Source organism: uncultured Kluyvera sp. (genome assembly GCF_902485085.1).
GTDB classification, from domain to species: domain Bacteria; phylum Pseudomonadota; class Gammaproteobacteria; order Enterobacterales; family Enterobacteriaceae; genus Kluyvera; species Kluyvera ascorbata.
In genome coordinates this window covers 1-12416 of record NZ_CABTJS010000096.1, presented here as the reverse complement: position 1 = coordinate 12416, position 12416 = coordinate 1, and the positions used below count along the sequence as shown (strand labels likewise).

14 protein-coding genes are annotated in these 12416 nt (G+C 50.4%); 9 read left to right on the top strand and 5 right to left on the bottom strand.

All coding sequences use genetic code 11. The features are described from left to right. The coding region (locus tag RDN66_RS24300; protein ID WP_374044023.1) for a hypothetical protein at positions 1-86 on the bottom strand (86 nt) is incomplete at its 3' end. 496 nt (positions 87-582) lie between these two features. Here RDN66_RS24300 and RDN66_RS11660 point away from each other — a divergent pair. Then, positions 583-1230 (top strand): YchE family NAAT transporter, encoded by a 648-nt coding sequence (locus RDN66_RS11660; RefSeq protein ID WP_035896051.1) that lies wholly within the window; start codon positions 583-585, stop codon positions 1228-1230. Positions 1231-1819: 589 nt separating this feature from the next. On the opposite strand, the gene RDN66_RS11655 is transcribed toward RDN66_RS11660, so the two are convergent. Then, positions 1820-2032 (bottom strand): hypothetical protein, encoded by a 213-nt coding sequence (locus tag RDN66_RS11655; RefSeq protein ID WP_185064541.1) that lies wholly within the window; start codon positions 2030-2032, stop codon positions 1820-1822. Between RDN66_RS11655 and oppA the strand changes: the two genes are divergently transcribed. The 6 genes from oppA to RDN66_RS11625 all read left to right on the top strand — a co-directional run bounded on the left by oppA (position 1992) and on the right by RDN66_RS11625 (position 8457). Next, positions 1992-3623 (top strand): oligopeptide ABC transporter substrate-binding protein OppA, encoded by a 1632-nt coding sequence (oppA, locus tag RDN66_RS11650; protein ID WP_035896054.1) that lies wholly within the window; start codon positions 1992-1994, stop codon positions 3621-3623. The genes RDN66_RS11655 and oppA overlap by 41 nt on opposite strands. Before the next feature lie 85 nt (positions 3624-3708). Beyond that, positions 3709-4629: an oligopeptide ABC transporter permease OppB gene (oppB, locus tag RDN66_RS11645; protein ID WP_035896056.1), complete on the top strand. Its 921-nt coding sequence runs from the start codon at positions 3709-3711 to the stop codon at positions 4627-4629. A 14-nt stretch (positions 4630-4643) separates the two neighbouring features. Continuing rightward, a complete protein-coding gene (gene oppC, locus RDN66_RS11640; RefSeq protein ID WP_123652460.1) occupies positions 4644-5552 on the top strand; it encodes an oligopeptide ABC transporter permease OppC in 909 nt (302 codons plus the stop codon). Positions 5553-5563: 11 nt separating this feature from the next. Further along, on the top strand, positions 5564-6559 hold the full coding sequence (locus tag RDN66_RS11635; RefSeq protein ID WP_202217817.1) for an ABC transporter ATP-binding protein: 996 nt from the start codon (positions 5564-5566) through the stop codon (positions 6557-6559). Next, a complete protein-coding gene (oppF, locus tag RDN66_RS11630) occupies positions 6556-7560 on the top strand; it encodes a murein tripeptide/oligopeptide ABC transporter ATP-binding protein OppF (RefSeq protein WP_035896062.1) in 1005 nt (334 codons plus the stop codon). Before RDN66_RS11635 ends, oppF begins: the two co-directional genes overlap by 4 nt. Before the next feature lie 51 nt (positions 7561-7611). After that, positions 7612-8457, top strand: coding sequence for an ion transporter (locus RDN66_RS11625; RefSeq protein ID WP_202217818.1), 846 nt, complete (start codon positions 7612-7614; stop codon positions 8455-8457). A 39-nt stretch (positions 8458-8496) separates the two neighbouring features. On the opposite strand, the gene RDN66_RS11620 is transcribed toward RDN66_RS11625, so the two are convergent. Further along, a complete protein-coding gene (locus RDN66_RS11620) occupies positions 8497-8826 on the bottom strand; it encodes an HI1450 family dsDNA-mimic protein (protein ID WP_035896066.1) in 330 nt (109 codons plus the stop codon). 33 nt (positions 8827-8859) lie between these two features. Beyond that, positions 8860-10320: a cardiolipin synthase gene (cls, locus tag RDN66_RS11615; protein ID WP_115074087.1), complete on the bottom strand. Its 1461-nt coding sequence runs from the start codon at positions 10318-10320 to the stop codon at positions 8860-8862. Positions 10321-10463: 143 nt separating this feature from the next. Between cls and RDN66_RS11610 the strand changes: the two genes are divergently transcribed. Both RDN66_RS11610 and RDN66_RS11605 read left to right on the top strand, forming a co-directional pair. Beyond that, positions 10464-10637, top strand: coding sequence for a YciY family protein (locus RDN66_RS11610; protein ID WP_147281530.1), 174 nt, complete (start codon positions 10464-10466; stop codon positions 10635-10637). Positions 10638-10903: 266 nt separating this feature from the next. Next, complete coding sequence (locus RDN66_RS11605) at positions 10904-12097, top strand: site-specific integrase (RefSeq protein ID WP_202217819.1); 1194 nt, start codon at positions 10904-10906, stop codon at positions 12095-12097. A gap of 238 nt (positions 12098-12335) precedes the next feature. Here RDN66_RS11605 and RDN66_RS11595 read toward each other — a convergent pair. Beyond that, positions 12336-12416: DUF4060 family protein (locus RDN66_RS11595; RefSeq protein WP_308537865.1), on the bottom strand; the 81-nt coding region annotated here is incomplete at its 5' end.

Sequence of the window (12416 nt, the reverse complement as noted above, 5' to 3'; positions counted from 1 at the left end):
TCTTGAGTGAAACTGGCATATTCACGCTGGGCTTTTTTTACGCGCTCTACAAGTGCGTTAAGTTCAGCGACATTAGTAACAGCCATAATGCTCTCCTGATAATGTTAAACTTTTTTAGTGAATCATCTGCTCGACAAGTCAGTATAGACAAATCGCCTGCAGCTGGCGAAAAAGTTAAGAAAACAAGGTGTTATCCACAACTGATTCACTGATTTACTAAAAGAGCTTTAATTTAGCCAAGGAGCTCACCGAGCTGGATACGCCATTTTTTATCAGAGCGTCTCCCTTTCGGTGTAAGCAGATTACTCACTTCTGAGTACGATTTGCATGATCTAAATCAAGTTTAAGCCAAGCTGACACCTTTCAGCATGACCCTTTTAGCAAATTATTAATGCTGTTAATCAATCGTGAGTAGAGGTGGGTTTAACATTAGCATATTTTATACAACTCAGTAACACTCTGTTTTGTACCCGGTTTTATGGATAATTCAGATGAACCTAAGGCTTAAACAGGGTATTGTCAGCGCAAATTATGGTTTGCCGTTCGTCAACTACTAACTTTTAATGATGCTCTGGGGTTAACGTGATTCAAACGCTGTTTGATTTTCCTATCTTCTTTAAGTTCTTTATCGGCCTGTTTGCGCTGGTCAACCCGGTAGGGTTGATTCCCGTGTTCATCAGCCTGACAAGTAATCAGACGGCGATGGTACGCAACAAGACCAACCTGACGGCGAGTCTCTCTGTTGCCATTATCCTGCTAACTTCGCTTTTCCTTGGCGACGTTATTCTGCAACTGTTTGGAATTTCCATCGATTCTTTCCGTATAGCCGGTGGGATTCTGGTTGTCAGCATTGCGATGTCGATGATCAGCGGAAAACTGGGGGAGGATAAGCAGAATAAACAGGAAAAAACGGAAACCTCGGTACGAGAAAGCCTGGGCGTTGTGCCGCTTGCGCTGCCGCTGATGGCTGGTCCTGGGGCGATTAGCTCAACCATTGTGTGGGGGACGCGCTACCATTCCCTTCCTTATTTGTTAGGCTTTTCACTTTCTATCGTGCTTTTTGCTTATTGTTGTTGGGGCATTTTCCGTATTTCACCCGGGCTTGTGCGTATGCTGGGGCAGACGGGCATCAACGTTGTGACGCGTATCATGGGGTTGCTACTGATGGCCCTGGGTATTGAGTTTATTGTGACGGGTATCAAATCTATCTTCCCGGGCCTTGTCGGTTAATTATTCTACGGCGGTAGTGACGTGTTACCCGTCATTGCCGCCGTGACTATCGGAAAAACATATTCTTCAACTTTTGTTACATGCCATACATAATTAATTTGAATGTTATGAAAAAATATTAAATATCAATAGGCTATAACTTCATTTTCTGCCTGCCATCTCGAACCATCATGTTATTTCTCTCACACCATACTCTGATACTTGCTGTTAGATAATTGAAATGATATTAGTAATTTCAGTTTCAATGCAGAGTTATGTGCTAAAAAATAAGCAACTGTTAATTTTTTGTACAAAAAACACGCAAGCGTTCAACGCGCGCAGTTCCAGGACTGTTTTTTTTATCTATCTATTTGAAAAATATTGAGTTCAGATAGATTGGTTTTGCGATTACGCTAACGACCATCGCGCAAAATGTTGAACAAAAGAGAATTGGTTAACAAATTTGCAAATTATATTGGCGGCAGTGGTAGGCATTTGGTACTTTCCGGCCAGGGTAATTTTCAAGATAAAGTTTTGTAAACGATAACTGTTTCTAGTTGTAAATAGTTATGAACAGAATAAGAAAGGCTTCCCGACAGGGGGGAGGCTTTTAATGAATCGACGTCAGGTTGCCAATAAGAGCAGCCGTAATAAAAAAGTCGGTGATAGCAGCAGTAAACGACCCGGCAGACGCAAAAATCTCCTGCGCTGTACGGGAACCCGAAAGGGGACTAAACAGGCTGGCGTGAGTCAGTAATAATAATGAACGGAGTATCAACACAATGTCCATCATCACAAAAAAAAGCCTGGTTGCGGCAGGCATTCTATCCGCACTGATCGCGGGAAGTGCTATGGCTGCAGATGTTCCTGCAGGCGTGCAGTTGGCAAGCAAGCAAACGCTCGTGCGTAACAGTGGCGCAGAACCACAGTCTCTCGACCCGAATAAAATTGAAGGGGTACCTGAGGCGAATATTAGTCGCGACCTGTTCGAAGGGTTGCTGAATACCTCTCCTAAAGACGGTCACCCGATTCCGGGCGTTGCAGAAAGCTGGGATAATAAAGACTTTAAAGTCTGGACATTCCACCTGCGTAAAGACGCTAAATGGTCTAACGGCCAACCGGTTACCGCACAAGATTTCGTATATAGCTGGCAGCGCCTGGTGGATCCGCAAACTGCTTCCCCCTATGCGAGCTATCCGCAGTACGGTCATATCGTGAACGTTGATGAGATCATCGACGGTAAAAAAGCGCCGAGTGAACTGGGCGTGAAAGCGCTGGATGACCACACGCTGGAAGTCACCTTGAGTGAACCAGTGCCTTACTTCTATAAATTGCTGGTTAACCCGGCGATGTCTCCAGTCTACAAGCCTGCCATTGAAAAATTCGGCGAAAAATGGACTCAGCCTGGTAATATCGTGACCAACGGTGCTTACACCCTGAAAGATTGGGTTGTTAACGAACGTATCGTGATGGCACGTAACCCGCAGTATTGGGACAACGCAAAAACCGTCGTTGACGAAGTTACCTGGCTGCCAACGTCTTCTGAAGTGACCTATGTGAACCGCTACCGTAGCGGTGAGCTGGATATGACCTATAACCAGCTGCCAATTGAACTGTTCCAGAAGCTGAAAAAAGAGATCCCGAACGAAGTTCACGTCGATCCGTATCTGTGTACTTATTACTACGAAATTAACAACCAGAAAGCACCATTTACAGACGCACGTGTTCGTACCGCGCTGAAGCTGGGTCTGGATCGCGATATTATCGCCAACAAAGTGAAAGGCCAGGGCGACCTGCCTGCATATGGCTACACTCCGCCGTATACCGATGGCGCGAAGCTGACCGAGCCAGAATGGTTCAAGTGGTCACAGGAAAAACGTAACGAAGAAGGTAAGAAACTGCTGGCTGAAGCAGGCTATACCGCTGACAAGCCGCTGACCTTCAACCTGCTGTACAACACCTCCGATTTGCACAAGAAACTGGCTATCGCAGCGGCTTCTCTGTGGCGTAAAAACCTCGGCGTAGAAGTGAAGCTGGTGAACCAGGAATGGAAAACCTTCCTTGATACCCGTCACCAGGGTACCTACGACGTTGCGCGTGCGGGCTGGTGTGCGGATTATAACGAACCCACTTCCTTCCTGAACACCATGCTGTCTGGCAGCTCCATGAACACGGCGCACTATAAGAGCGAAGCGTTCGATAAGATCATGGCTGAGTCCGTGAAAGCGTCTAATGAAGAACAGCGTACCGCCGCGTATGCGAAAGCTGAACAACAGCTGGATAAAGATACCGCGATCGTACCGGTCTATTACTATGTGAACGCCCGTCTGGTGAAACCATGGGTTGGCGGCTACACCGGTAAAGACCCGATGGATAACGTTTATACTAAAGATCTCTACGTTATCAAGCATTAATGGCAATACGTGGGGCGGGTGCTGGCTCGCCCCATCGTGTCTTATTTGAGAGCAGTGCAAAGGCACATGCCAGAAGGTACGGGCAATGTTAAAATTTATATTACGTCGCTGTCTGGAAGCGATTCCGACGCTATTTATTCTTATTACTATTTCCTTCTTTATGATGCGTCTCGCCCCGGGAAGTCCGTTTACGGGTGAACGTACGCTGCCGCCAGAAGTGATGGCGAATATCGAAGCGAAATACCATTTAAACGATCCAATTCTGGTTCAGTACGGTAATTACCTAAAGCAGCTTGCTCATGGTGATTTCGGTCCTTCCTTTAAATATAAAGATTATACGGTTAACGATCTGGTGGCGGTGAGCTTCCCGGTATCCGCGAAGTTGGGCGCCGCGGCGTTCCTGCTGGCCGTTATATTCGGTGTCACTGCCGGGGTTATTGCGGCCTTAAAACAGAACACCAAATGGGATTACGCGGTCATGGGGGTGGCAATGACCGGGGTGGTCATACCGAGCTTCGTTGTCGCGCCGCTGCTGGTGATGATATTTGCGATCACGCTGCATTGGCTGCCCGGTGGTGGCTGGAACGGCGGGGCGATTCAATTCATGATCCTGCCGATGGTGGCGCTCTCTCTGGCTTATATTGCCAGCATTGCGCGTATTACCCGCGGCTCGATGATTGAAGTTTTACACTCCAACTTCATCCGTACCGCACGGGCGAAAGGGTTGCCGATGCGCCGGATTATTTTCCGTCACGCGTTAAAACCTGCGCTGTTGCCGGTGCTTTCTTATATGGGGCCTGCCTTCGTCGGTATCATTACCGGTTCGATGGTCATTGAGACAATCTACGGTTTGCCGGGGATTGGACAGCTGTTCGTTAACGGGGCGCTTAACCGCGATTACTCCCTGGTGCTGAGTCTGACCATTCTGGTTGGCGCACTGACGATCCTGTTTAACGCGGTAGTAGACGTGCTCTACGCCGTAATTGACCCGAAAATCCGTTACTAAGGCTGGAGTTCGCCATGATGTTAAGTAAAAAAAGCAGCGAGGCGCTGGAAAACTTCAGTGAAAAGCTGGAAGTCGAAGGGCGTAGCCTGTGGCAGGATGCGCGTCGACGTTTCATGCATAACCGCGCCGCGGTAGCCAGCCTGGTTGTATTGGTTCTTATTGCGCTGTTCGTGACGCTGGCCCCGATGTTGTCGCAGTTCTCCTACTTCGACACCGACTGGGGCATGATGTCTAACGCACCGGATATGGCCTCCGGGCACTACTTCGGTACCGACTCCTCCGGGCGTGACCTGCTGGTGCGCGTGGCCATCGGTGGACGTATTTCCTTAATGGTTGGGATCGCCGCCGCGCTGGTGGCTGTGATTGTGGGTACGCTCTATGGCTCACTGTCTGGCTATCTGGGCGGTAAAGTTGACTCAGTCATGATGCGTCTGCTGGAAATCCTCAACTCCTTCCCGTTCATGTTCTTCGTGATACTGCTGGTCACCTTCTTTGGGCAAAACATCCTGCTTATCTTCGTGGCTATCGGGATGGTGTCCTGGCTGGATATGGCGCGTATCGTGCGTGGTCAGACCCTAAGTCTGAAGCGTAAAGAGTTTATTGAAGCGGCGCAGGTTGGTGGTGTTTCTACGGTGAGCATTGTGGTTCGTCATATCGTGCCAAACGTACTGGGCGTGGTGGTGGTGTACGCCTCACTGCTGGTACCGAGCATGATTCTGTTTGAATCCTTCCTGAGCTTCCTCGGCCTGGGTACCCAGGAGCCGCTAAGTAGCTGGGGCGCACTGTTAAGCGATGGGGCGAACTCAATGGAAGTTTCGCCGTGGCTGCTGCTGTTCCCGGCTGGATTCCTGGTTGTGACCCTGTTCTGTTTTAACTTTATCGGCGATGGCCTGCGTGATGCCCTCGACCCGAAAGACCGTTAAGGAGAGTTGCCATGAGCACAATTGAAACGGCAACGGCATCTGAGCGGTTGCTTAACGTAAAAGATTTACGCGTGACTTTTAAAACGCCGGACGGTGACGTAACGGCCGTGAACGACCTCAACTTTAGCCTGCGTGCGGGCGAAACGCTGGGTATCGTTGGTGAGTCCGGTTCTGGTAAGTCGCAGACCGCGTTTGCGCTGATGGGGCTGTTAGCCAGTAACGGGCGTATTGGGGGGTCGGCGCTGTTTAACGGTAAAGAGATCCTTAACCTGCCTGAGCATCAGCTAAACAAGCTGCGTGCCGAGCAGATCTCGATGATTTTCCAGGACCCGATGACCTCGTTGAACCCGTATATGCGCGTCGATGAGCAGCTCATGGAAGTCCTGATGTTGCATAAAGGCATGGGCAAGGCTGAAGCGTTTGAAGAGTCGGTCAGAATGCTCGATGCGGTCAAAATGCCGGAAGCGCGTAAGCGCATGAAGATGTATCCGCACGAATTCTCCGGCGGGATGCGTCAGCGCGTGATGATCGCCATGGCGCTGCTGTGCCGGCCAAAACTGCTGATTGCTGATGAACCAACTACCGCGCTGGACGTGACCGTTCAGGCGCAAATTATGACCCTGTTGAATGAACTGAAGCGCGAGTTCAATACGGCGATTATCATGATCACCCACGATCTGGGCGTTGTGGCTGGGATCTGCGATAAGGTGCTGGTGATGTACGCCGGGCGAACCATGGAATATGGTAAAGCGCGCGATGTCTTCTATCATCCTGCACATCCTTATTCTATTGGTCTTCTGAATGCCGTACCACGTCTTGATGCTGAGGGTGAATCACTGTTAACCATCCCTGGTAACCCACCTAACTTACTGCGTTTGCCGACTGGTTGTCCATTCCAGCCTCGTTGTCCACATGCGATGGAAGCATGCAATAGCGCGCCACCGCTGGAAGAGTTTGCGCCGGGCCGTTTGCGTGCCTGCTTTAGAAACGTGGGGGAGCTGGTATGAGCGCCGTAACTGATGAAAGAAAAGTCCTGCTCGAAATTGCAGACTTAAAGGTTCACTTCGAGATTAAAGACGGGAAACAGTGGTTCTGGCAGCCACCAAAAACGCTGAAAGCGGTTGATGGCGTCACCCTGCGTTTGTACGAAGGTGAGACGCTGGGCGTGGTGGGGGAATCAGGTTGCGGTAAGTCGACGTTTGCTCGTGCCATTATTGGGCTGGTGAAGGCGACAGAAGGCAAAGTGGCCTGGCTTGGCAAAGATCTTCTGGGAATGAAACCAGATGAGTGGCGCGCCGTACGCAGCGATATCCAGATGATTTTCCAGGACCCGCTGGCTTCGCTGAACCCGCGTATGACCATCGGTGAGATCATTGCCGAACCGCTGCGCACGTATTATCCGAAGATGCCGCGCCAGGAAGTTCGCGACAAAGTGAAAACCATGATGATGAAGGTTGGGCTGTTGCCAAACCTCGTCAACCGCTATCCACATGAGTTTTCCGGTGGTCAGTGCCAGCGTATCGGTATTGCCCGTGCGCTGATTCTGGAACCGAAGCTGATTATCTGTGATGAACCCGTATCGGCGCTGGACGTTTCAATCCAGGCGCAGGTAGTGAACCTGCTCCAGCAGCTACAGCGTGAAATGGGGCTGTCGCTGATCTTCATCGCTCACGATCTGGCGGTGGTGAAGCACATTTCCGACCGTGTGCTGGTGATGTATCTGGGTCATGCGGTGGAGCTTGGCACCTACGATGAGGTGTACAACAATCCGCTTCACCCGTACACCAAAGCATTAATGTCAGCTGTCCCGGTTCCTGACCCGGATATGGAGAAGAACAAAACCATCCAGCTACTGGAAGGGGAGTTACCTTCGCCGATTAATCCACCATCAGGCTGTGTATTCCGTACGCGCTGTCCGCTGGCAGGGCCAGAATGTGCGAAAACGCGTCCACTTCTGGAAGGGAGTTTCCGCCACGCGGTTTCCTGTCTTAAAGTAGACCCGTTATAATCGTCAGGGCTGGCAAGTTGCCAGCCCTTTTTATTTTGACGAGGAGATAACGTGGCGGGTATTAGCGCTTTGCGCCATCGTCTTTATCATTTCTTATTCGATCAACGTACGCTTTCAGGCCGACGGTTTGAAGCCCTGTGCGGTTTGTTTGCGTTATTAAGCGTTGTCGTTATTTTTATCGAATCAGGGGTTGGCACAACCTACCATCTGACGTTTGATGAATGGCACACATTTGTCATGCTAGAAGTGGGGTTTACCTTGATGTTTACCCTGGAGTATTTCCTGCGCGTGCTTTGTTGGCCAAAACCGGCAAAATACGTTTTCAGTTTCTGGGGATTTATCGACCTTGCCACCATTTTACCGCTGTACGTCATATTATTATGGCCGCAGATAGGTGTGGAATACTTGTTCGCCTGGCGAGCAATGCGCGTGATCCGCGTATTACGTATTCTTAAATTACTGCGTCTGATGCCCGCATTAAATAGCCTGTGGGGCGCGATTGTTAACTCCCGACATCAGCTTATTCTGTTCTATGCCTTTATTGGCATTGTCATGGTTGTCGCGGGTGCGCTGATGTATGGTATTGAAGGGCCGGTTAACGGTTTTACCACGCTTAGCACATCGGTTTATTGGGCTATTGTGACGGTGACAACGGTGGGCTATGGGGACATCACGCCGCACACCGCGGCAGGGCGAATGGTGGCATCCGTCCTCATCCTGATAGGCTACTCGGTGATTGCTATCCCGACGGGGATTATCACTTCTCAGATGACCAATGAATTTCAAAAACGCCGTCATGAACGCGTTTGTCCGCACTGTAAGCAGCGTGACCACGACCCTAAGGCGCGTTACTGTAACGGCTGCGGTACCTCGCTTCCTCACGAATACGGGGCATAAAAAAGGCAGCTTTACGCTGCCCTTTAATCAATATTGGACTTATTCGCGCCACAGAATATGGCAGAGCTTGTGATCCTTTTCGCGGCACAGCAGAATGCGCGCAAAAACATCATTCAGTTCGCCGCCATCGGTTTCCGCCAGACCAATGACCACTTCTGCGAAGAAGTCTGGGTTCAGGTCGTAATCGACATGTTCCTGCCAGTCTTCCGATGGGTCGAACAGCTCAGCGCCGCCGCGTTCTTCAAACTGCAGGTTGAACAGAATAACATCGGCGGGATCGAGATTATCGACGGCCAGCTCGAGGAAAATGTCGTAAGCCTGCTCAAGCGTTTCGTCTTCAGTAAGACGATTATTTAAATCCATATCCATGATGGCTACCTGTTGAGTTCTATTGGGCACGTTTTACAGCAACGGGCTGAAGAAGTAAAACAGACGTTCGGCAATGCGGTGCCAGAAAGGACGTTTTACCCATAACCGCGCATCCAGTAAGCGGGAGCGGGAAATATAGTCGTCCTGAACAGAGGCTAAATCGGCGCCGAATCCGGCATCATCAATCACTAGCGTAATTTCGAAATTGAGCCACAGGCTGCGCATATCGAGGTTCACGGTACCGACCAGGCTTAGCTCGCCGTCAACCAGTACGCTCTTGGTGTGCAGCAGACCGCCTTCGAATTGATAAATCTTCACGCCTGCAGCCAGTAGTTCGGTAAAGAAGGCTCGGCTTGCCCAACCGACCAACACCGAATCGTTCTTACGCGGCAGGATGATGCTAACATCAACACCGCGCTGGGCGGCGGTACAGATGGCGTGCAGCAAATCTTCGCTCGGGACGAAATAAGGGGTGGTCATGATCAGGTACTCACGGGCGGAGTACGCCGCAGTCAGTAACGCCTGGTGAATCAAATCTTCCGGGAAACCAGGCCCCGAGGCGATGGTCTGAATAGTGTGTCCGCTGGCCTCTTCAAACGGCATAATATTGAGGTCTGGCGCGGGCGGTAATAGGCGTTTGCCGGTTTCTATCTCCCAGTCGCAGGAGTAAACAATACCCATGCCGGTGGCTATTGGGCCTTCCATGCGCGCCATCAGGTCTATCCACTGACCGACGCCGGAGTCTTGCTTGAAGAAGCGTGGGTCGACCATGTTCATACTGCCGGTGTAGGCAATATAGTTATCAATCATGATCATCTTGCGATGCTGTCGCAAATCCATGCGGCGCAGGAAAACACGCATCAGATTGACCTTCAGCGCTTCAACTACTTCGATGCCGGCATTTCGCATCATCGCAGCCCAGGGGCTACGGAAAAACGCGACGCTCCCGGCGGAATCTAACATCAGGCGGCAGTGAACGCCACGGCGTGCGGCAGCCATTAATGATTCGGCAACCTGGTCGGCCATTCCACCGGGCTGCCAGATGTAGAAGACCATTTCGATATTATGGCGAGCAAGCTGGATGTCACGAATGATTGCCTGCATAACATCGTCGGATTCGGTTAACAGCTGAAGCTGGTTTCCTTTCAGGCCGGCAATACCTTGACGACGTTCGCACAGCTTGAACAGCGAAGAGGCCACCTGGCTGTTGTCTTCGGCAAAGATATGATTGCAGGCTTTCAGGTCGCTGAGCCATTTTGCGGTTGATGGCCACATGGCACGCGCGCGTTCGGCGCGGCGCTTGCCGAGGTGGAGCTCCCCTAAAGAGAGGTAGGCGATAATACCGACCAGCGGTAGAATATAGATGATCAGCAGCCACGCCATTGCTGACGGAACGGCGCGACGCTTCATCAAAATGCGCAGCGTTACCCCGGCTATCAACAACCAATACCCCAGAATCGCCATCCAACTCACTACGGTGTAGACGGTTGTCATATTTCGAAAATCCTTTTGAATGCCAGTTGTTAAGAGTTTACGCATCCGAAGGCATCTGGCAAATAAAAACACCATGAGAAAGCGCTGGTCAGCCCTTAGCAAGGGGCTATAATGGGCCGTCTTTTTTTGAAAGAGCGTTAGAAATGAAGCGTAGTAGACCTGAAGTGGGACGCTGGCGGATGCTGAGACAAGCGAGCCGTCGTAAATCGCGTTGGCTGGAAGCTCAGTCTCGCCGCAACATGCGCATCCACTCCATCAGAAAAAGCCTTGTTGGTCGGCAGCGCAATTGCCTGCTGTTCGCCATCTACGATCTCTGATGATATAAAAAGGGCACCGTCAGGGTGCCCTCAGTTTTTTAGCAAGCTACAGCCCGCTTTTATTAAAATACTTTCTTATATTGTCATTCAGCTTATTTCGAAGAATTCCGCATAAAAACGTTCTGTTACGCCAAGGCCTTGCTGGGTGTGACTTTCTAACCCTCGAGCATCACACTCCGAGTACAAGTGTTACATTGTGAGTATCTTTGAGTGTTGTATTTTGTGTACACTTTTGCGTACTCAAAAGCCAAATGTGTACCCATTCAATGATCACTGACACAAAGCTCAGGAAGGCCCTTGGCAAGAAACGGGATGATATCGAGGTCATTTCAGATTCTCACGGACTAAATGCCAGAATCAGCCAGGCAGGCAAGATCTCATTTTTCTACCGGTACCGCTGGGCCGGAAAAGCAGTAAAGCTCAATGTTGGTGATTATCCCGCAATGAGCATTGCCCAGGCAAGAGAGCGGCGTCAACAATTCAGGTCCTGGCTTACTGACGGGTTCGACCCGCGCGAGCAGGTTAAGCTGGAAAAGCTGAGCAGACAGGACTCATTGTCGGTTGCTGACGCTTTCAATTACTGGATCGAAAGACACTGCATCGCGAATGGGTTAGCTAAAGTCGATTACTACCGCCTCGTTTTTGCCAAGCATATTGCTGAGCCAATGATGAACGTCAAAGTTGATAACTCAACCAAACTTCATTGGATTGAGGCCTTCGACAGAATAGAGAGCAGGGTGATGGCACACTACATGCTGTCGCTGTGTAAGCGAGCCTTTCGGTTTTGCATTAATAGGGGCGCGATCTCTTCCAACCCCCTGGAAGGTCTTTTACCCACTGATGTAGGGCAGAAACCGAAGAAAAGAACTCGCCGACTGGACGATAGCGAGCTGCGCGCAATCTATCAGTGGCTAAAAAGTCACATGTCAATCGAGTCTGTGTTTCTGGTGAAGTTCATCATGCTAACCGGCTGCCGAACAGCAGAGATACGGCTGAGTGAAAGATCGTGGTTCCGGCTGGATGATAACGAATGGAACGTCCCAGCAGGAAGCTACAAAACCAGAGTGAATATGAGGCGCGGGCTTTCTGATGCTGCTGTAGGGTTGGTGCGAAATCATCTTGAGAAGATAAACACGAAACACCTGGTAACTTCGCAGCGTCTGCTTGATGGACAAATTAAGGACACACCGGTTCACCCGCCGGTAGCTTCAAATTATGCTCGTTCGATATGGGGCGGCGTTGGGATGGAGGAATGGTCTCTACACGACATGCGAAGGACGATCGCGACAAATCTGTCTGAGCTTGGCTGCCCGCCGCATGTGATTGAAAAGATACTCGGTCACCAAATGGTTGGTGTGATGGCGCATTACAACTTGCATGACTATATCGATGATCAGAAGCACTGGCTCCGCGTCTGGCAGAGCCATCTTGAAGAAATCATCGGTGAGCCGTTTATTTAATTGACCCGTTTTTTTCCTTCCCACTCTTTGACAGATTCTGAGCGCCATCGATTGGGGTTGCCCGGGAAATCCGGTTGTGGGAATGGGCTTACAAAGCCGCGAGGCATCGTGTCCACGCTTTGCCATGACCAAAGGGTTTTGCGTGAGATTTTGTATCGACTGGTCAGGTCTGACGTCAGCAAAATATCATCCATCATTTTTCTCCAATGGCCCAGTTCGGGCCATTTTTCAGTATTAATCAATTCACCTGGCCCGGCAGCGCACGTAGCCGGCGCATCCCCGTCATCGCTGTCGCGACATAGCTGCGACTGCGATTGAC